We start from the raw sequence: 19,896 nt of genomic DNA on the forward strand, positions 1-19,896 counted from the left end.
TAAGCCCGGTCCCACTGTGATCGTGCAAACTTCATCGTGTGAGCAAGACGGTTGCTCCCGCAAAGCCACATTGCCGGTCGAATCAGGCTGTGGCCAATACCGCCATGGCTTTCTCCAGCGCCATACGCGCGCGCTGTTCGCCGCTGATGCCCTGCTCAAGCAACTGCCGAGTGGGGATTTCCAGGCTTAGCGGCACGGTTGGCGGCAAGCCGCGCAGCAAGCTGACCAGGTCGGCATCGCCGTCACCAGGGAAGCGCCGCTCGTTACGCGCCTGGCGCAGGATTTCGTCCATGTCGGCCGGTACCGGGCCGGCGACGTCGCACAGCTGGGCGTAGCGCATGCGCTGCGGCGCCAGTTGTGCCAGGTCGTCCAGCGAAGACCGGGAGCGATTGAAGTGGAAGGCATCCACCAGTACGCAGCCATTGCTGCGGTCGGCGTTGGCCACCACCCGCATGGCCTGGCTCAGGTCGCGCACATCAGTCCAGGGCATGAACTCCAGATGCGGGTAAATGCCATACCCCGCTGCCAGGTCACACAACGCGGCAAAGCGCTCGGTCAGACGGGCTTCATCCGGGTCGTTGCCAGCCACCAGCAGCTCTGTGCCACCCAGCTCGGCGCCTACCGCCAGAATAGGCTCGAAATCGGCCACGCAGGTTTCGGGCTTCAGGCGCAGTATCTCCAGGTCGAGCACCTTGATACCGGTGTCGCGCAGGCGCGCCTGGGTGTGCCGGCGCAGGTCGGCGTCGGCCACCAGCGGGAAATGCTGCTCCTGTTCGGTGGCCGGCACCAGGCGCAGGCCAACGTGGCTGTAACCGGCGCGGGCAGCTGCCTCGACCATGTCCGGCGGGGACAGTTCGAGGACCGTCAGGGCGGCGAGGGAGAAAATTCGATCAGTCATTGTTCGTCACCAAAAATAAGTCAAGGTCGGCTTAGGCAATCTGCTCGGGCGCACAGGCTCGGCCGCTTTGTGAGGCCTGGCGAATGGCTTCGACCAGCGCCAGGGTGCGGCCAGCGTCGGCAGCGTCGATCAGCGGCGCCTGCTCACCCCGGGCTACCCGCACGAAATGCTGTAACTGAAGGGTCAACGCCTCGCCGTCAGGAATGGTTTCTTCGCTCTGCAGCAGCGGCGTGTGCCAGCCCGCCCCCGCCTCGGCGTAGTGCCAGCGCTTGAGCTGGGGGATGCTGAGCGCCCCTTGGGTGCCGGCCAGCAGGTAGCATGGCTGGCCATCCTGGCGCGGGTACATCGGGCTTTCGCCAGAGTCCAGCTCCCAGCTCCAGGGCGCGGCTACCGCATCGGAGCCGGTGAGGCTGCCCAGCGCACCGTTGGCGAACTGCAAAAGCACCGCCGCGCTGTCTTCGTTGGCAAAACCGCGTACGTCGTTACGGGTGAATCCCTGCACCTGCACCACCTCGCCGCACAGATGGCGCAGCAGGTCGAGGTCATGGATCAGGTTGGTCAGCAAGAAGCCAGCCCCCGGCTCGCGACGCCATGGGGTGTCGAAGTAGCTGTCAGGTTTTTGCAGCTGCCACAGTGCGGTGACGTTGATCAGCCGGCCCAGCTTGCCGTCGGCAATCACCTGGTGCGCCTTGGTGATCAGTGGATTGTGCCGCCGGTGATGGCCAACCAGCACCGGTACACCCCGGCTGCGCGATGCCTCTACCAACGCACGGACTTCATCCAGGTGCACACCCACCGGTTTCTCGACCAGCACTGGCACGCCAGCCTCGATGCAATCCAGCGCGGTCGCCACATGCAGGTTGTTCGGGTTGGCAACGATCACTGCCTCGGGGCGCACACGCTCCAGCATCTGTCGGTGGTCGGCAAAACAGGGCACACCCCATTCGGCGGCAAAAACTTCAGCCTGCGGACCGGGGTCGGCTATCGCACACAGTTGGGCTTGCGGCACATTACGCAAGTGCTGGTAGTGCTGGCGGCCCATGATGCCGGCGCCGATCAGGGCAATACGAAGGGGTGCGTTCAACAGCCTGTCCTCTTGTGATTGTTGTTGTGCTGATTCTGAAACCAGATTCCAGAATCAGTACTCGACAATTTAGAACCATGTTCAGTTTTTCAAAAGAACCGGCAGAACAGACTGTGCGGTAATCGACCAGTAATGTGCCTTCAGGCGAATAATTCGCTTGCCCGGCTAGCAGCGGACAGCTCTTGCGCCGCCGCCAGCAACAGAGGCGCCAGTTCTGCCAGGCGGCTTTGCGCCATCCGTGCGCTGGGGCCGGCAATGCTTAATACGCCGATCACCTCGTCAGTTTGCGGGCGACGCACCACCGCCGCCAAGGCCGAGGTCCCGACGGCCGAGGTTTCCTCCACCCAGGCATATCCCAGCTCCCGGGCACGGTGCAGGTAGGCGAGCAGCGCGTCGGTGGAGCGTGGCGCGTTCGGGCCGAACTGTGAAGGGTCGGCAATGCCCTGGCGCAACACCATCTGCAGCGCCTGCTCATCGTCCAGGCTGGCCAGCCAGGCGTGCCCGGAGGCGGTGTAGAACAGCGGCGCATCGCGGCCCATGTCCGGGTCGTAGCGCAGCCCGGAGCGGGCGCCTTGGGACTTGGCGATCCAGGTCTGCCGGGCACCGTCGATCACCCCAAGGCGCACCAGCTCACCGCTGTCTTGGGCCAGGCGGTCGAGAATCGGCTGGATGATGTCGGCGCCGTTGCTGGACAGGTAACGAAACCCAAGCGCCACCAGCTTTGCCGTTAACTGGTAGCGGCTGTTGTCGCGGTTCTGCCGCACATAGCCCAGCCGCACCAGCTCGGTGAGCATGCGGTGGGCTGCGCTCTTGGGAATGTCCAGGCGCTCGGCCAGGGTTTGCAATGGCAGCCCCTGAGGTTCACCGGTAAGGCTTTCTACAAGACTGAAGGCGCGTTCGATCTGACTACCAGCCATGACACAGGTCCCTGAATTTTTTGCGGATTCTAGAAGATGATTCCACATCAGCGGTAGAGGGCGCAGCCAGGACGCGGTGAAATGTCCGGTTATCGCCCAGTAGTTGCCTTACCAAGCGGCTATGCCCTTGCAGGCACAGGCGCTGCGGACAAAAATATGGAACCTTGTTCTAATAACAAAACAGGAACGCCGCAATGCCTTCTGCTGCTCTTGATACCGAATACGATGTACTGGTCATAGGCTCCGGCGCCGCCGGGCTGGCTGCGGCCGTGACGGCTGCGTGGCATGGGCAGAAGGTGATTGTGCTAGAGAAGGAGCCCGTGTTTGGCGGTGCCACCGCCTGGTCTGGCGGCTGGGCATGGGTGCCACGCAACCCCTTGGCACAGCGGGCGGGCATTGTGGAAGACATCGAGCAGCCACGCACCTACCTGCGCAATGAGCTGGGGGCGTATTACAACGCCGAGCGCGTGGATGCCTTCCTCGAGGCCTGCCCGCATATGGTGGCGTTCTTCGAGAAGCACACAGCCCTGCAGTTTGCCGACGGCAACGGTATTCCGGACATGCATGGCGACACGCCAGGTGCCGCCCAGGGCGGGCACCAGGTGATCGCTGCGCCGTACGATGCCCGCCAGGTTGGCGCCTTGCTGCCACGCCTGCGCAAGACCCTTCGCGAAACCTCGTTCATGGGCATGCCGATCATGGCCGGCGCCGACCTTGCCGCCTTCCTCAACATGACCCGGTCGCCCAAGGCCTTGCTGCACGTGTGCAAACGTTTTGGCCGGCACCTGTATCACCTGGCCCGGTATGGCCGGGCGATGCACCTGGTCAATGGTGTGGCGCTGGTGGCGCGCCTGGCCAAGTCGGCACAAGACCTGGGCGTGCACCTGCAGGAATCGGCGCCGGCCAAACGCCTGCTGGTCGAAGATGGCCAGGTGCGAGGGGTGCTGGTGAGCACACCGAAAGGTGATCGGCAGATCCGGGCCAGGGCCGTGGTACTCGCGGCAGGTGGCTTCCCCAACGACAACGTCCGGCGCCGGCAGCTTTTCCCGCGTGATGCCAGCGGCTACGACAACCTCGCCCTGCCGCCACAGGGTTGTTCCGGTGACGGGCTGCGCCTGGGTGAGTCGGCCGGTGGCGTGGTCGCCACCGACCTCAAATCGCCTGTGGCCTGGGCACCGGTTTCGCAAGTGCCGCACCGCGATGGCAGCGTCGGCCACTTCCCGCACATCATCGAGCGCGGCAAGCCCGGCATCATAGGCGTGTTGGCCAACGGCAAGCGTTTTGTCAATGAAGCGCATGGCTATTACGACTATGTGTCTGCCATGGTCGCGGCGGTGCCGCCGGATGAGGAAGTGTGCTCATGGCTGGTCTGCGACCATCGCTTCTTGCGCCGCTATGGCCTGGGCCATGCCCGCCCGGCACCGCTGCCGGTATGGCCGCATGTGCGCAATGGCTACCTCAAACGTGGCGCCACGCTGGAACAACTTGCCCAGGCCTGTGGGATCGACCCGTCCGGGTTACGCGCCACGGTGGATGACTTCAACACCCATGCCCGCAAAGGCCAGGACCCGGCATTTGGCCGTGGCTCTACACCGTTCAACCGCAAACAGGGCGACCCGCTGTACAAAGGGCCCAACCCTTGTGTAGCGCCCATCGAGCATGGTCCGTTCTATGCGGTGAAGGTGAAGCCTGGCTGCTTTGGCACCTTTGCCGGGCTGCGCACCGATGGCAGTGCCCGCGTGCTGGATGAGGCCGGGCAGCCGATCCCGGGGCTGTATGCGGCGGGTACAGACATGGCCAGCGTGTTTGGTGGCTGGTACCCGTCGGGTGGCATCAACCTGGGCCCGGCGCTTACCTTTGGTTATGTGGCCGGGCGGCACATTGCCGGGGTGCAAGGGTACGAGTGAGGTACGCCGAAAGGTTTGCAGCGTTTGCAAGATCGAGCGCCGCGCGGGCGGCGCTCGATCTTACAGGCGCTGAAACTGCTGCGGCGGACATAACTGTCAGCCTGATCTGATTTTTTGTCGCCCGATGCTTGCATCAGGTGGCAGGCATTCCTGCGCTCGAAGTTGTCGGCAATCGCCATCACCCGTTCGGCAATGCCGGGTGCTCTGCGAACCTCAGCCGCGCAACTGGTACCAGGTAGTCTTTAGCTGCGAATACTTGTCGAACGAATGCAGCGACAGGTCGGGCCCGAACCCCGACTGCTTGCCACCGCCGAAGGGCACCGTCACATCCAGCGCATCGACCGTGTTCACCGACACGGTGCCGGCTTTCAACGCCCTCGCTACCCGGTGCACCTGGTTGAAGTCATCGCTCCACACCGATGCCGCCAGCCCATAGATGCTGTCGTTGGCCAGGCGCACCGCTTCTTCTTCCGTGTCGAAGGCGCTGACTGCCAGCACTGGCCCGAACACTTCCTCCTGCGCCAGGCTGATGCGGGCATCCACACCAGCAAAAATGGTCGGCTCGATGTAGTTGTCAGAGCCTTCGATGCTCAGGCGCCGACCGCCACACACCAACCGTGCGCCCTCTTGCCCGGCGCGCGCAATGGCGGCTTCGATGCGGCCGGTTTGTTCGGCATCGACAATGGCACCAGCACGGCTCGCCGGGTCCAGCGGGTTGCCGGGCAACCACTGGCGGGCTTTGGCTTGCAGGCGCTCGACAAATTCGTCATGGATGGAGCGCTGCACGTACAGCCGTGAGTTGGCCGAACACACCTCGCCCTGGTTGAAGAAAATACCGAATGCGGCCTTTTCCGCCGCCAGGTCCAGGTCCTGGCAGTTTTCGAACACCAGGTTGGGGCTCTTGCCGCCGCACTCCAGCCACACCTGCTTGAGGTTGGACTGCGCCGAGTACTGCATGAAGTACTTGCCCACCTGGGTGGAACCGGTGAACACCAGGCAGTCCACATCCGGGTGCAGGCCCAGCGCCTGCCCGGCCTGCTCGCCCAGGCCCGGCACCACGTTCAGCACCCCTTCCGGCACGCCGGCTTCCAGCGCCAGCTGGGCCAGGCGCAGCGCCGAGAATGGTGATTGTTCGGCAGGTTTGAGCACCACGCTGTTGCCAGCTGCCAGCGCCGGAGCAAGCTTCCAGGCGGCCATGTCGAGCGGGAAGTTCCATGGCACCACGGCGGCAACCACGCCGAGTGCTTCCCGGGTGATGGTGGCGAGTGCATTGGGCGCAGTGGGTGCCACCTGATCGTAGAGCTTGTCCAGTGCCTCGCCGTACCAGGCAAACACATGGGCCGAGCCCGGCACGTCGATGTTGTAGGCGTCCATCACCGGCTTGCCCATGTTCAGCGAGTCCAGCAACGCCAGTTCTTCGCGATGGGCCATGATCAGCTCGGCCAGGCGCAGCAGCACCTTCTTGCGCTCGCCGGGGGCCATGCGCGGCCAGGGGCCATGTTCGAACGCGCGCCGGGCGCTGGCCACTGCAAGATCGACCTCGGCCTGGCCGCAGGCGGCGACCTGGGCCAGTACGGTGTTGGTGGCGGGGTTGATGGCGGCGAAGGTGTTGCGATCCTGTGCGTCGACGGGTTTGCCATTGATCAGCGCTTTGGATGGCAGGTAGAGGTCAGAGGCACGTTGTTGCCAGCATTCGAGGGTGTACATTTGTACTCCAGGCGACCGCAGTGGCGATCATTTTGCGGAAGTAACAGGTACCGCACAGTCCGCAAGCGCGCCGTGCTCCCCCTTGTGGGAGCGGGCGTGCCCGCGAATCAGGCGACACGGAGGATGGCACCGGCTTGGCCGGTGTTCGCGGGCATGCCCGCTCCCACAGGGGAAACCGGTTGCCCTTGGCAACGGCTTAGAGCTTGCCAACCAACCGAGCGGTGCGGTCCACGGCAATGCGGGTTTTCTCCACCAGCTCATCCAGCTCGCTGTGGTTGGCGATCAGGGCCGGCGCCATGATCATCCGGCCCAAGGTTGAGCGAATGATCACCCCCTCCTCGAAACCAAAGGTGCGACATTGCCAGGCCAGGTCATTCTCGTTGGCAAAGCGTTTGCGCGTCGGTTTGTGCTCGGCGAATTGCAACGCCGCCACCAAGCCGGCGCCCTGTACCTGGCCAATCAATGGATGGTCGGCGAACACTTCGCGCAGGATGCGCTGCAGGTACGGCCCGGTGTCATCCTTCACCTGGGCCACGATGCCTTCGTCGCGCAGCGCCTTCAGGTTGGCAATCGCCACCGCCGCCGCCACCGGGTGGCCGGAATAGGTCAGGCCGTGGGCAAACACCCCGCCGCGTTCCACCAGTGCCTCGGCAATGCGCTTGCTCAGTACCAGGCCACCCATCGGCACATAGCCGCTGGTCAGGCCCTTGGCAATCGACAGGGTGTCGGGCTCGAAGCCGAAGTATTCGTGTGCGAACCACTCCCCGGTGCGGCCAAAGCCGCCAATCACCTCATCGGCGCACAACAGCACATCGTACTGGCGGCAGATGCGCTGGATTTCCGGCCAGTAGCTTTCCGGCGGGAAAATCATGCCGCCTGCGCCCTGGAACGGCTCGGCGATAAAGCCGGCGACATTCTCGGCCCCCAGTTCCAGGATCTTTTCTTCCAGCTGCAAGGCACAGCGGCGGCCGAACTCGGAAGGGGTCAGCTCGCCACCCTCTGCGTACCAGTACGGCTCATCGATGTGCGCAACATCCGGGATCAGCCCGCCCATTTCGTGCATGAACTTCATGCCGCCCAGCGCCGTAGCCGCCAGGGTCGAGCCGTGGTAACCGTTCCAGCGGCCGATCATGACCTTCTTGTTCGGCTGGCCGACCACCTGCCAATAGCGGCGCACCGTGCGGATCAGCACTTCGTTGGCCTCGGAGCCGGAGTTGGTGTAAATGGCGTGGCTGTAGTGCCCGGGCAGCAGGCTGAACAGCAGCTCGGACAGTTCGATCACCGCCGGGTGGGTGGTGTGGAAGAACATGTTGTAGTAGGCCAGCTGGTCCATCTGCGTGGCCGCGGCGACAGTCAGGTCGCGACGGCCATAGCCGAGCTGGGTGCACCACAGGCCAGACATGCCATCCAGGTAGCGCTTGCCCTCGCTGTCCCACAGGTGTAGGCGTTCGCCACCGACGATCACCCGCGGCCCTTCGGCATTCAGCGCTTTCTGGTCGAGGAAGGCATGGATATGGTGCGCGGCATCGGCTGCCTGGTAGTCGCGGGTCTGGCGTTGCGGGGCGAAAGGCGCATTCATTGTTGGTTTTCCTTTGCGGTGGGGTTGCAGGGTGGCTGGCGCTCAGCGCAGCTTGCCCATGTAGCTTTCCAGCGGGTCCTTGCCCAGCACGCCCTGGGCATTGGCCAGCGCGTCGATGAACAGGGAGAACAGCTCGGACTGGGTGCCGATGTCGAGCTTGGCGTAGACGTTCTTGCGGTGCGACTTGATGGTGTCTTCCGACACCCCCAGGCGCTCGGCCAGCGACCTGGTCGAGTGGCCACGCAGGATCAGCTGGGCGATACGGCACTCACGCTCGGTCAGCAGCGAGCTGCCGAAGTTGTTCAGCGCGGCGTGGATGCGTTGTTCGAGGATGTTCTCGAAGCGCCCGGTACGGCTGTCCAGGCCGGCGAAGTGCTTGCTCAGCACCGCCAGCACCCAGGGCGTGATACGCCCGAACAGCTCGCGGGTGTGCGCATCCAGCTTGTCGGTAAACGCCAGCGACACCGCCAGGCTCTGCCCCGGCGCGACCTGCAAGATGTAGTTGAGCTCATCCTCCAGGTGCGAGTGGCGGTAGAACGACTGGTAGTACTCGCTGACCTCGAAATGGTCGGGTGCCACTTCGAACAACCCATAGCACCCCGACGCTACCTGTTCCACACAGGCACCGTAGAACGGGTCGAGCAAGTAAAAGCCAGACAAGTAGCGGCTGACATTGCCCTCGGGCTGCCAGGGTGCCTTGTCGTCCTGCTCGAACAGCGCACAAGGCATGCCGTCGTGCGGGTACAGGTACACCGTGGTCGCCTGGATCGGCCGGATCACGCCAAGTGCGGCAAACAGGTTGGCGGCAAAGCCCGGCCGGCCGATTGCCTCGGTGACCTTGGCCAGGTGCTCGAACCACTGTTCTGAAAGCAATTGATTAGTCACTGTGGGCCTGCCGTTCCTATTCAGTGACACCGCCGCCAGTGCGGTGCGTTGTTGACCAGATACTCCCACGCCACCGCCGCCGCCGAAATCACCCTTTGGGGTGAGCCGGGCAAGGGCTGTTCCCGCTCACCCCAAAGGGTGATTCCGGGTACCTGCAGGGTGTGGGAGCATCAACCCGCCCCAGCGCTGCGAGCCTTCCGCTCGACCTCCTTGCACTTCACCCACCGGTAACGAGCCTGCTCGCGTACTGCGGTGTCCTGCATCCTTTTCCAGGAGTTAGCAATGCATACAACAACAAGTACAGCCCATAGCCCCGCCCATGACACCGCCGCGCACCCCGGCGCCAATACCGGCCGTTTCCGCAAGTCCATGGGGCTGACTGCCCTGGTACTGTTCGGCCTGGCCTACATGGTGCCCCTGGCCGTATTCACCACGTACGGGCTGGTCACCCAGATGACCAAAGGGCACCTGCCCACCGCCTACCTGCTCACCCTTGCCGCCATGCTGCTGACCGCCTACAGCTATGGCCGCATGGTCCAGGCCCACCCCTACTCCGGCTCGGTCTACACCTACACGCGCAAGGCCTTCGGCAGCCATATCGGCTTCATTACCGGCTGGACACTGCTGCTCGACTATATATTCCTGCCGCTGCTCAGCTACCTGCTGATCGGCATCTACATGTCGGAGTACTTTCCGGCCATTCACGCCTGGGTGTGGGTGGCAGGCTCCATCGCCCTGGTCACTTTCCTCAACCTGATCGGCATCGAGTCCATCACCCGGGTGAACTGGATCCTGGTGGTCATGCAACTGGTGTTCATCATTGTGTTTGTCGCCCTGTCCATTCTGAAGCTCAGCGGACAGGCGGAGCCGGTATCGCTGCTGGCGCCCTTCCACCACGAAGGCTTCAGCGCGCCGCTGATCATGACCGGCGCCGCGGTGCTGTGCCTGTCTTTCCTGGGGTTCGACGCCGTCTCGACCATGGCCGAAGAAACGACCAACCCGACCTACCGCATACCGGTGGCGATCCTGGCCGTTTCGCTGATCGGTGGCTTGCTGTTCCTGGTGGTGTCGTACTGCGCGCAGATGGTGTTCCCAGACTGGGGCAGCTTCGTTGACCCGGATTCGGCCTCTGTGGATGTGATGCGCCGTGTCGGCGGCGAACTGCTGGTAACCGCTTTCACTGCCACCTACGTGGCCGGCTGCTTCGCCTCGGCCATGGTGTCCCAGGCCAGCGTGTCACGCGTGCTGTTCGCCATGGGCCGCGACGGCGCATTGCCGCGGGCGTTCGGCCAACTGATGACGAAAAAGCGCGTGCCGGCCACCGCCATCCTGGTGGTCAGCCTGCTGTCGCTGATCGCCTTGGTGATCACCCTCGACACCGTGGCCAACATGATCAGCTTTGGCGCGCTGTTCGCCTTCTCGGCGGTGAACCTGGCGGTGGTCAAGCACTATCTGGTCGACCAGAAACTGCGCGGTGGCCGCAACTACCTGCTATATGGTGCCATTCCTGGTCTGGGCTTTCTCAGCACGCTGTGGCTGTGGAGCAGCCTGACCAGCCTGTCGTTCACTATCGGCCTGTGCTGGATGGGCATGGGCCTGGTGGTGCTGATGGGGCTGACTCGCGCGTTCCGGGTGAAGCTGCCGGAGTTGCAGATGGCGGAGTGACGCAAAACTCGGGGTGATAACTGGTCGTTATCACCCGATCCGCATTAATCATTATTCAGCCCCCCGTTCGCGCCCTACAGTCTCAGCGCAACGACTGTCATTGCCAACGGGAAACGAAATGTCCATCGAACATCGCCTGAACCATATCGCCGGCCAACTCAGCGGCAACGGTGACGTACTGCTGAACAGCGTCGACGCCCGCACCGGTGAGCCGCTGCCATACGCCTTCCACCAGGCGACCGGCGACGAAGTAGAGGCCGCCGTGCAGGCCGCCGAGGCCGCCTACCCGGCTTACCGCAGCACCAGCCCGGCCCAGCGTTCCGCCTTCCTCGACGCCATTGCCAACGAGCTGGACGCACTGGGTGACGATTTCATCCAGCATGTGATGCGCGAAACCGCGCTGCCCGAAGCCCGCATCCGTGGCGAACGCAGCCGCACCAGCAACCAGCTGCGGCTGTTTGCCGAGGTGGTTCGCCGTGGCGATTTCTACGCCGCACGCATCGACCGTGCCCTGCCCCAGCGTACCCCGCTGCCGCGCCCGGACTTGCGCCAGTACCGAATCGGCGTGGGCCCGGTGGCCGTGTTCGGCGCTAGCAACTTCCCGCTGGCGTTCTCCACCGCTGGCGGTGACACCGCCTCGGCGCTGGCCGCTGGCTGCCCGGTGGTATTCAAGGCACACAGCGGGCACATGCTCACTGCCGCCCATGTGGCTGCCGCCATTGACCGCGCAGTAGCCAGCAGCGGCGTGCCGGCAGGCGTGTTCAACCTGATCTACGGTGCCGGTGTGGGCGAGGCGCTGGTCAAGCACCCGGCCATTCAGGCGGTCGGTTTTACCGGCTCGCTGCGCGGTGGCCGCGCCCTGTGCGACATGGCGGCAGCACGCCCGCAGCCAATTCCGGTGTTTGCCGAAATGAGCAGCATCAACCCGGTGATCGTACTGCCCCAGGCGCTGCAAGCCCGAGGCGAGCAAATAGCCGGCGAACTGGCCGCCTCGGTGGTGATGGGCTGCGGGCAGTTCTGCACCAACCCAGGCCTGGTGGTGGGCATCCGGTCGCCGCAGTTCGAGCATTTCGTGCAAACGCTGGCTGCACGCATGGCCGACCAAGGCCCGCAGACCATGCTCAACGCCGGCACCCTGCGCAGCTACCAGAGCGGTGTACAGCATCTGCTGGCGCACCCGGGTATCCAGCACCTGGCCGGGCAGCCACACACCGGCAACCAGGCCCAGCCGCAGCTGTTCAAGGCAGACGTAAGCCTGCTGCTGAACGGCGACCCGCTGCTGCAGGAAGAAGTGTTCGGCCCCACCACCGTAGTGGTGGAGGTCGCCGATGCCAAGCAACTGGCCGAAGCGCTGAACCACCTGCAGGGCCAGCTGACCGCCACCCTGATTGCCGAGCCTGACGACCTGGCGGCCTATGCCTCGCTGGTGCCGCTGCTGGAGCGCAAGGCCGGGCGCCTGCTGCTCAACGGCTACCCGACCGGGGTGGAGGTGTCGGATGCGATGGTGCATGGCGGGCCTTACCCGGCCACCTCCGACGCACGCGGCACCTCGGTCGGTACCTTGGCCATCGACCGCTTCCTGCGCCCGGTGTGCTTCCAGAACTACCCCGATGCACTGCTGCCGGATGCGTTGAAAAACGGTAACCCGCTGGGGATTGCGCGCTTGCTCGATGGCGTGAACAGCCGCGACGCGGTGTGACACGGCGGATGCTGAGCAGGCACGGTGCAACCTAGCCGTGCCAGGCTTGCAGGCAACGCTGAAACGACGCAATGACCTGGCTGCACTGCCGATCCGCCAGGCAATACAGGTAAGTCTCTGTGTACACCGGGTCGTGTGCAATGCGGATCACCTTCAAGCGCGGGTCGGCAATGTATTCCGCCTCGGACACCGCACCAATGCCGATGCCACGGATCACCGCCTCGCGCAGCGCCTCGCGGCTGCCGATTTCCATGGCGATGCGCGGTGTTACCTGCGCCGCTTCCAGCGCGTTGTCCAGCGCCAGCCGCGTAGTCGAACCCTGCTCACGGCGCAGCAACGGCTGCCCCTGCAGCGCTTGCAGCGGCACCTGATCGTGGCGGGCGAAGGGGTGATCGGCGCGGGCGAACAGGATGACCGGGTGCCTGGCATAACGTTGTGCGACAAACGCCGGGTCATGGTGCAGCCCCGCCAACACACCGATATCGGTCACATAGCCCTGCAGGTCGGCCAGCACTGACGCCGAGTTGCCCACGCGGATGGACACGTCGATCTGTGGGTACGCCTGCCGGTAGCGGTCGACCATTTCGATCACATGAAACGGCCCCACTGCACCGATCTTCAGCTCACCCCGGTTGAGCTGGCCGCTGTCGCGCAGCAGGCTGGTCGCCTCGGCTTCGAGCATCGACATCTGCTGGGCAATGGGCAGCAAGGCACGGCCAACTGCGGTCAGCTCGATGCGCCGACCGCGGCGGTGGAACAACTCGACATCAAATTCGCGTTCCAGCCCCTGGATCTGGTTGGTCGCGGTCGGCTGGCTGAGGCCGATGGCCCTGGCCCCAGCGCTGAAGCTGGCGTGCCGGGCCACGGCAAGAAAGGTGCGCAGGCGAGCGGTAGACATCCATAGATCCTTTGAATGGTTGGCTGGCCAAACGCATATTGAATTGATGCTGTGACTGTCACATGACAGCCCTAACGTTGGCGCTACCGACAACAACCACTCCGGTACTGCCATGACGCCCTTCCCGAAACTGTTGCGCTGTGCCCGCCTCGCCCTGCTGCCACTGCTGCTCGCCCCCGCCGTGCAGGCGCAGCAGGTGCTGACCGTCGGCCTGATCCCGTCGGAAGACTCCCAGGCCATGATCAAGAGCAGCCAGCAGGTGCTCGACCAGTTGCAGGCGCGCCTGGGCATGCCGATCAAGCCATTCGTCGCGACTGACTACAACGGGGTGATCGAAGCCCTGCGCGCCGGCAAGCTGGACGTCGCCTATCTCGGCCCGTTTTCCTACGTACTGGCCAACCAGGTCGCGGGGGCCGAAGCCTTTGCCGTGGCGGTGACCAAAAAGACCGCCAGCAGCGCCTACCACAGCCTGATCATCGCCCGCCGGGACAGCGGCATTCGTACGCTCGACGACCTCAAGGGCCACACCTTCGCCTTCGTCGACCCCAGCTCGGCCTCCGGCCACCTGTTCCCCAAGGCCGGCCTGGAGCACGCTGGCCATGATCCGAAAACCCTGTTCTCACGGGTGATCTTCTCCGGCTCGCACGATGCCAGCATTCTCGCCGTGGCAAACCGCAAAGTTGATGCGGCGGCCGTGGCCGACCGTATCCTGGCCGGGGCTGTGAACAACGGGCAGGTTCAGCAACAGGACTTCCAGGTGGTGTGGACCTCACCGGACATTCCCGAGTCACCGATGGTCTGGCGCAACAACCTCGACCCCGAACTGCAGGTCAAACTGCGCACCGCCTTTGCCGGGATCAAGGACGTGCCATGGGGCGACCAAGGCATGCTCAATGGCTTCCAGCCGACCACTGACGCGGCCTACAACGTGGTTCGTGACACCGCCAAAGTGCTCGACCTCGACCTGCGGAGCCTGAAATGATCCGCATCCGCCAGCTGACCAAGGGCTACGCCGACAACCCGGTACTGCGCGGCATCGATCTGGATGTTCAGGCCGGTGAATTCGTGGTGATCCTCGGCCAGTCCGGCGCCGGCAAGTCGACCCTGCTGCGCTGCATGAACCGGCTGGCCCAGGCCGACACCGGGGAGCTGCAAGTGGCCGGGGTAAACGCCATGCGTGCAGCCGACCAACGCGCGCTGCGCCGGCAGGTCGCGATGATCTTCCAGCATCACAACGTGGTGCCGCGGCTGTCGGTGCTCAAGAACGTGCTGACCGGCCGTCTTGGCCACTGCAGCACCCTCGCCTCGCTGCTGCAGCTGTTCCGCCGTGACGACGTGACACTGGCCCTTGATTGCCTGCGCCGGGTCGAGCTTGAGCACAAGGCCGGGTCGCGCACCGATGCGCTGTCTGGCGGGCAGATGCAGCGGGTGGGTATCGCCCGTGCGCTCGCCCAGCGACCACAGGTGATTTTGGCCGACGAACCGGTGGCCAGCCTCGACCCGAACACCGCACATGTGGTGATGCAGTACCTGCGCGAAACCAGCCGCACGCTCGGCATTACCGTGGTGTGCAACCTGCACCAGGTGGAACTGGCGCGGGCATTCGCCGACCGCATCGTCGGCCTGGCCAACGGGCGCCTGGTATTCGACGGCCAACCCGGTCAGTTGGACGAAGCCGCACTGCAGCACATCTATCACACCCCATCAGCCAATGAGCCTGCGCAGGCAATGGCTGCACCACGGCCAATGCTGGCCACGGGCACAGGAGCCTCGGCATGAACACGCAGAGCCATCAATGGCTGGTCAACACACCCACTCGCGCCCGTGGCTGGCTGGGCACTGGCGCGCTGTTAGTGGCGATCGTCCTGGTGCTGCAGTGGAGCGCTGAAGGGGCACAGCTAAGCTGGGGCGAGCTGGCCAACGGGCTGCCACAGATCGGGGATTTCCTTGGCCGCTCGCTGCCGCCAGACCTGAGCATAATGCCCAGTCTGTGGCGCCCGGCCCTGGAAACCCTGCAGATCGCGCTGTGGGGCACCCTGCTGGGGATCGTGCTCGCCGTGCCGCTGGGCTTTCTGGCCGCGCGTAACCTGCATGGCAACCGCTGGCTGTACCAGGGCACCCGGCAGCTGCTGAACGTGATTCGCAGCATCAACGAGCTGATCCTGGCCCTGGTGTTTGTCTCGGCGGTAGGCCTGGGACCCTTTCCTGGCGTGCTGGCCCTGGCGCTGCATGGTGTGGGCATGCTCGGCAAGTTCTTTGCCGAAAGCATCGAGGAAATCGACCAAGGGCCCATTGAAGCGCTACAGGCCACCGGTGCGCGGCCACTGCAGGTGATCGCCTTTGGCGTGCTGCCGCAAGTGATCACCGCCTGGATCGCCGTGGTGCTGTATCGCTTCGAGGTGAACCTGCGTTCGGCTACGGTGCTGGGCATGGTCGGTGCCGGTGGCCTGGGCTTCGAACTGGTCAGCAGCCTGAAGCTGTTCAAGTACCAGGAAACCGCCACTTGCATCTTGGTCATCACCCTGATGGTGGTGCTCGCCGATCTGCTCTCCAACCGCCTGCGGCACGCCATTCAGGGCAACGCCCGCCACTGACGCGTCGCCCAACCACCCCTTGCCGCGTGCGCCCGGTTGGCGCGCGACGGGCAGACCATGCCTGGAGTTCAAGCCCATGCCCCTTGCACCAGCTATCGGCTCAACCGATAGCCCCCTGCAATCAATCGATTGGATCGAAACCTGCCCGCCGACGAGCATGGCTGCACCTTCCAACAACAATAAGGAACTGCCCATGCCTGCCTGCTTCCACAACCCGGTCACCACCATTTTTGGCGGTGGCAGCCTGGATCAGATCGCCCAACACTGCCCCGGCAAGGTCGCCCTGGTCACCTTCCCCGAGGCCGAACAGCTCGGACTGGTCGCGCGGGTACGCAGCCTGCTGGGCGAGCGACTGGTGTGTGTGATCGACAAGGTGCAACCCAACCCGGATGTCGCCTGGCTGCGGGGTGTGCACGAAGCGTTCTGGGCACGGCACGGCGACTGCGATACGGTGCTGGCGCTGGGCGGAGGCAGCGCCATCGATACCGCAAAGGCGCTGATCGTCGGTACCGCTTCTGGCCACTTCGATGAACTGCTCGAGCTGCTGGCCAGCGGCAAACCGTTCACCCCGGCGCGACACAAGACCCTGGTAGCAGCACCCACCACCGCTGGCACCGGCAGCGAGGTGACGCCATGGGCCACCTTGTGGGACGCCGGCCAGCAGAAGAAGTACTCGCTGCACCTGACCTGTACATGGCCCAGCGTGGCGCTGATCGACCCGGAACTGATGCTCAGCGTCCCGGCCGGGGTGACGGTATCCACCGGGCTGGATGCCTTGTCCCACGCGCTGGAATCGATCTGGAACCACAACGCCAATCCGCTTTCCGACACCTTCGCCCTGTCGGCCATCGACGATATTCTCGACTGCCTGCCACGCCTGCAGCAGGACCTGGGCAACCGCGAGCTGCGGGCACGCATGGCGTTGGCTGCACTGAAGGCCGGGCTGGCCTTTTCCAACACCAAGACCGCTTTGGCTCACTCCATTTCCTACGAAATGACCTTGCGCCATGGCCTGCCCCACGGCATCGCCTGCTCCTTCACCCTGCCGTTGGTGCTGGGCCTGGCCTGGGGCCGTGATGCCGAGCGTGACCAGACCTTGCAGAAGGCCTTCGGCCGCGACCTGGCAGCGGCCCAACAGCGCTTGCGAGCATTTCTCCATCAGCTGGGCGTGCGCACTGAATTTGCAGACTATGGCGTGACAGCCGCCGAGGCCGAGGCGATGATCGACGCCGCAATGCAGGGCGCCCGCGGGCGCAATTTCATCGGCGCGCAAGCCGCCGGGCATTTCGCGTTTTTCCTGTAGCACCTTTCAAGAGTGCCGACTCGCCGTGCCCCGTGGGCCGGCGCCAGAGAACAAAAGGAAACCGTCATGAACCGTGCACAAACCCTGACTGGCGCGCTGCCCAGCACAATGCCGTTTCGCCTCGCGCAATGGCGCGCTACCCGCAAATCGAACTGGAGACGTCGTTCGGCAGCGAAGCCGGGACACTGGAGCGGGTGTACAACTTCGACATCGACCTGGCCATCTTGGCCCTGTTGGAGTTCGACCAGCGCCTGAGCACCCGGCTTTACCGCAACTACCCGATTCTGGCCATGGTTAACCGGGCTGGCGCGTGGAGAAATGCCGCAGGGCAGTTGAACCTGACGGCATGGCCCGGTTTGCCTGCGAACAACGCGTCATCTGTTTCGCGGGCAAACCTGCTGCTGCACGAAGGGCTGATACACATACGCCATTGATGAAATTTCCTTGTCAGCATTCAATATGCTCCACTGACAATGGAAATAAATTCATCAAAAAGGCCGGTCATGCACTCCTCCGAACGCCTCAAAGGCATTGATGTATTCGTTGCCGTCGCTGATCTGGGCAGCTTCACGGCAGCCGCAGAGCGGCTCAGCCTCACCAGTTCGGCCATCAGCAAAAGCGTGGCCCGGCTCGAGGCCCGCCTGGGGGCACGCCTGTTCAACCGCACCACACGCACCTTGTCGCTCAGCGAGGCTGGCGTCATCTTCTACCGCACCTGCACCTCGGTCCTGGCCGACCTGGAAGAGGTTGAGCACGCGCTGGTCACCCGCGACAACGAACCCCATGGCAAAGTCCGCATAGAACTGCCAGCCTCATACGGCCGCCTGCATGTGCTGCCGCTGATCCTTGACTTCATTCGCCTGCACCCTTTGCTGCAGCCGCACGTGTCGTTTTCTGACCGCTTCGTCGACCCGGTACACGAGGGCATCGATATCGTGGTGCGCATCGGTGGCCCGGATGCCTGGCCGGCGGCGCTCGGCCACCAGTATTTTGGCGCCCAGCGCCTGATGTTCTGTGCCGCACCCGCCTACCTGGAAAAGCACGGCGTACCGCAAGACGAACGCGACCTTGAACACCACCACTGCGTCGGCTACGGGCATACCGACGGCAGGGTCAGCCCCTGGTTCTTCAAGGGCCGCCAAGCTGGCGAAATGGAACGCCGCACCGTACAGCCGCGCATCGCGGTAGGCGACGGCGAAGGGGAAGTTGCAGCGGTGCTGGCCGGTCATGGCATTGGCCAGCTACCTACCTGGCTGACCCAGCAACACCTCGATCAAGGGCGCCTGGTCGAAGTGTTGCCCGCGCTGGCCACCGACGGCCTGCCGATGAACCTGGTGTGGCTCAAAAGCCGCGAGGGGCTACCCAAGGTCCGCGCGCTGCTGGACTACCTGCTGCCTCGGCTGGCGCCTCATGGTACGCGGGCAAGCGATGCGCGCTGATGCGCAAGGCTGGCGACCAGCGGCACAAGCCCCAGCGCTACCAGCGCCACGCCTGCGGCAACATAGCCCAGGTATTCGATACCCAGGCCAGGGATGGTCAAGCCACCGAGTACAGCGCCCAAGCCAATCCCCGCATTGGCCGCGGACACATTGGTGCTACCGGCCAAGGCTTGGGCATGCGTCACAGCACCCATCACCCGCACCTGGCTGACGGGGTACAGCGCCGTGTTGGCCACACCCCACACCCCCAGTGCCAGGCAGAACACCAGACCTGCATGGGCCAACGGCACGATTGCCGCCATGCCGATGGCCAGCAGCACCAGAAACAGCGCCGTCGCCCTGAGCGGTGAACGGTCCACCGCCCGCCCACCCATCCAGTTGCCGAGCAGGCCCACCGCGCCAAAGCCCATCAGCCACCAACCGGTGTGCGCGGGTGGTACACCCGCCACCCGCTGCAGCAGCTCGGCCAGGTAGCTGTAACCTGTGAACATCGCGGTGAACACCACCACCGAAAGCAGCACATTGGCGAGGAAAAAGCGCTCTTTGAAAATACGTGCCTGCTGCATGAAGTCGACTTTTGCCGCGCGTGCAACGTGCGGCATCCACACCCACATGGCCAGTGCCATCAGCAACGACAGGGCGGCCAGTACCCAGAATGCGCCACGCCAACCCACGGCATTGGACGCCACGGTGCCCAGCGGAATACCCAGCAACATCGCCGCCGAGATGCCCAGGTACACCTTGGAAATGGCTTGCCCTGCTTTATCAGGCTCGGCCAACTGGCCGGCCGTTTCACTGGCCGTGCCCCAGAACACCGGCAACGCCAGTGCCGGCACGACCCGCGCGATGGCCAGCACCCAGAAACTGGTCGAGGCCGCAGCCAATGCATTGGCTGCGGCAAATACCAGCAGAATGGTGATGAATAACCGCTTGCGGTCCAGGTGCGCCAATGCCGCCGTCAGGAATGGGCCGGCTAGCATCACAGTAAAGGCAAACAGCGTGACCAACTGGCCCGCCATCGAAATGGAAACCCCCAGGTCCTGGCTGAGCGCGGGCAACAAGCCGACAATCAGGAACTCGGTGGTGACGATCAAAAAGGCCGAAAAGGCAAGGATCGCGACGCTGATTGCAGCAGTACGGCCAGTGGCAGTAGCCCCAAGGCGGGGTTCAAAAGCAGACATCAAAACAGGCTCCAGAAAAGATGCTGCCAGTCTATTGGTAAATAAAATTCCTATTTTTGGTTATTTTTCACGAATTGAATGAATCAAGATCATCAATTGCAGTTGAATGTATACAACTTACAGGTTTCCTGATTACATTA

16 protein-coding genes and 1 pseudogene are annotated in these 19,896 nt (G+C 64.0%); 9 read left to right on the forward strand and 8 right to left on the reverse strand.

The genetic code is table 11. From position 1 onward, the window contains the following. Nucleotides 1-82 precede the first annotated feature (82 nt). The 3 genes from ACK1VC_RS14645 to ACK1VC_RS14655 all read right to left on the reverse strand — a co-directional run bounded on the left by ACK1VC_RS14645 (nt 83) and on the right by ACK1VC_RS14655 (nt 2,899). Entirely contained in the window at nt 83-898 is an 816-nt protein-coding gene (locus ACK1VC_RS14645) for a sugar phosphate isomerase/epimerase family protein (RefSeq protein ID WP_016486115.1), read from the reverse strand. 31 nt (nt 899-929) lie between these two features. After that, nucleotides 930-1,982: a Gfo/Idh/MocA family protein gene (locus ACK1VC_RS14650; RefSeq protein WP_191087505.1), complete on the reverse strand. Its 1,053-nt coding sequence runs from the start codon at nt 1,980-1,982 to the stop codon at nt 930-932. A gap of 140 nt (nt 1,983-2,122) precedes the next feature. Further along, nucleotides 2,123-2,899, reverse strand: coding sequence for an IclR family transcriptional regulator (locus tag ACK1VC_RS14655; protein ID WP_016486113.1), 777 nt, complete (start codon nt 2,897-2,899; stop codon nt 2,123-2,125). 194 nt (nt 2,900-3,093) lie between these two features. On the opposite strand from ACK1VC_RS14655, the gene ACK1VC_RS14660 reads away from it, so the two are divergent. Continuing rightward, nucleotides 3,094-4,806: an FAD-dependent oxidoreductase gene (locus tag ACK1VC_RS14660; RefSeq protein WP_016486112.1), complete on the forward strand. Its 1,713-nt coding sequence runs from the start codon at nt 3,094-3,096 to the stop codon at nt 4,804-4,806. 213 nt (nt 4,807-5,019) lie between these two features. Here the strand turns inward: ACK1VC_RS14660 and ACK1VC_RS14665 are convergent, their stop codons facing one another. From ACK1VC_RS14665 to ACK1VC_RS14675, 3 genes are all read right to left on the reverse strand, one after another. Then, nucleotides 5,020-6,513, reverse strand: coding sequence for an aldehyde dehydrogenase (locus tag ACK1VC_RS14665; RefSeq protein WP_191087504.1), 1,494 nt, complete (start codon nt 6,511-6,513; stop codon nt 5,020-5,022). A 196-nt stretch (nt 6,514-6,709) separates the two neighbouring features. Then, nucleotides 6,710-8,092, reverse strand: coding sequence for an aspartate aminotransferase family protein (locus tag ACK1VC_RS14670; RefSeq protein ID WP_016486110.1), 1,383 nt, complete (start codon nt 8,090-8,092; stop codon nt 6,710-6,712). Between the two features lie 42 nt (nt 8,093-8,134). Further along, the gene (locus tag ACK1VC_RS14675; protein WP_016486109.1) at nt 8,135-8,977 is read right to left on the reverse strand and encodes a helix-turn-helix transcriptional regulator; all 843 of its coding nucleotides are present in this window, start codon (nt 8,975-8,977) and stop codon (nt 8,135-8,137) included. Nucleotides 8,978-9,259: 282 nt separating this feature from the next. Here ACK1VC_RS14675 and ACK1VC_RS14680 point away from each other — a divergent pair, with 282 nt between their 5' ends. Next, on the forward strand, nt 9,260-10,642 hold the full coding sequence (locus ACK1VC_RS14680) for an APC family permease (protein WP_060516325.1): 1,383 nt from the start codon (nt 9,260-9,262) through the stop codon (nt 10,640-10,642). Between the two features lie 118 nt (nt 10,643-10,760). Next, nucleotides 10,761-12,341, forward strand: a complete 1,581-nt coding sequence (locus ACK1VC_RS14685) for an aldehyde dehydrogenase (NADP(+)) (protein WP_016486107.1) — start codon at nt 10,761-10,763, stop codon at nt 12,339-12,341. A gap of 31 nt (nt 12,342-12,372) precedes the next feature. On the opposite strand, the gene ACK1VC_RS14690 is transcribed toward ACK1VC_RS14685, so the two are convergent. Further along, nucleotides 12,373-13,239 (reverse strand): LysR substrate-binding domain-containing protein, encoded by an 867-nt coding sequence (locus ACK1VC_RS14690; RefSeq protein ID WP_016486106.1) that lies wholly within the window; start codon nt 13,237-13,239, stop codon nt 12,373-12,375. A gap of 112 nt (nt 13,240-13,351) precedes the next feature. On the opposite strand from ACK1VC_RS14690, the gene phnD reads away from it, so the two are divergent. From phnD to ACK1VC_RS14720, 6 genes and pseudogenes are all read left to right on the forward strand, one after another. Then, nucleotides 13,352-14,221: a phosphonate ABC transporter substrate-binding protein gene (phnD, locus tag ACK1VC_RS14695; RefSeq protein ID WP_191087503.1), complete on the forward strand. Its 870-nt coding sequence runs from the start codon at nt 13,352-13,354 to the stop codon at nt 14,219-14,221. Then, nucleotides 14,218-15,018, forward strand: a complete 801-nt coding sequence (gene phnC, locus ACK1VC_RS14700; protein WP_060516328.1) for a phosphonate ABC transporter ATP-binding protein — start codon at nt 14,218-14,220, stop codon at nt 15,016-15,018. The genes phnD and phnC overlap by 4 nt, the downstream gene beginning before the upstream one ends. Beyond that, nucleotides 15,015-15,833: a phosphonate ABC transporter, permease protein PhnE gene (phnE, locus tag ACK1VC_RS14705; RefSeq protein ID WP_016486103.1), complete on the forward strand. Its 819-nt coding sequence runs from the start codon at nt 15,015-15,017 to the stop codon at nt 15,831-15,833. Before phnC ends, phnE begins: the two co-directional genes overlap by 4 nt. Nucleotides 15,834-16,026: 193 nt before the next feature. Then, nucleotides 16,027-17,136 (forward strand): iron-containing alcohol dehydrogenase PsrA, encoded by a 1,110-nt coding sequence (gene psrA / locus ACK1VC_RS14710; RefSeq protein ID WP_023047304.1) that lies wholly within the window; start codon nt 16,027-16,029, stop codon nt 17,134-17,136. A gap of 128 nt (nt 17,137-17,264) precedes the next feature. After that, nucleotides 17,265-17,450: pseudogene (locus ACK1VC_RS14715) on the forward strand (LysR substrate-binding domain-containing protein); the annotation flags it as partial. 189 nt (nt 17,451-17,639) lie between these two features. Continuing rightward, nucleotides 17,640-18,575, forward strand: coding sequence for a LysR family transcriptional regulator (locus ACK1VC_RS14720; protein ID WP_016486100.1), 936 nt, complete (start codon nt 17,640-17,642; stop codon nt 18,573-18,575). Here ACK1VC_RS14720 and ACK1VC_RS14725 read toward each other — a convergent pair. Then, nucleotides 18,545-19,756 (reverse strand): MFS transporter, encoded by a 1,212-nt coding sequence (locus tag ACK1VC_RS14725; RefSeq protein WP_095114874.1) that lies wholly within the window; start codon nt 19,754-19,756, stop codon nt 18,545-18,547. The genes ACK1VC_RS14720 and ACK1VC_RS14725 overlap by 31 nt on opposite strands. Nucleotides 19,757-19,896: the final 140 nt, after the last annotated feature.

It is taken from the genome of Pseudomonas sp. XP2, assembly GCF_053557975.1.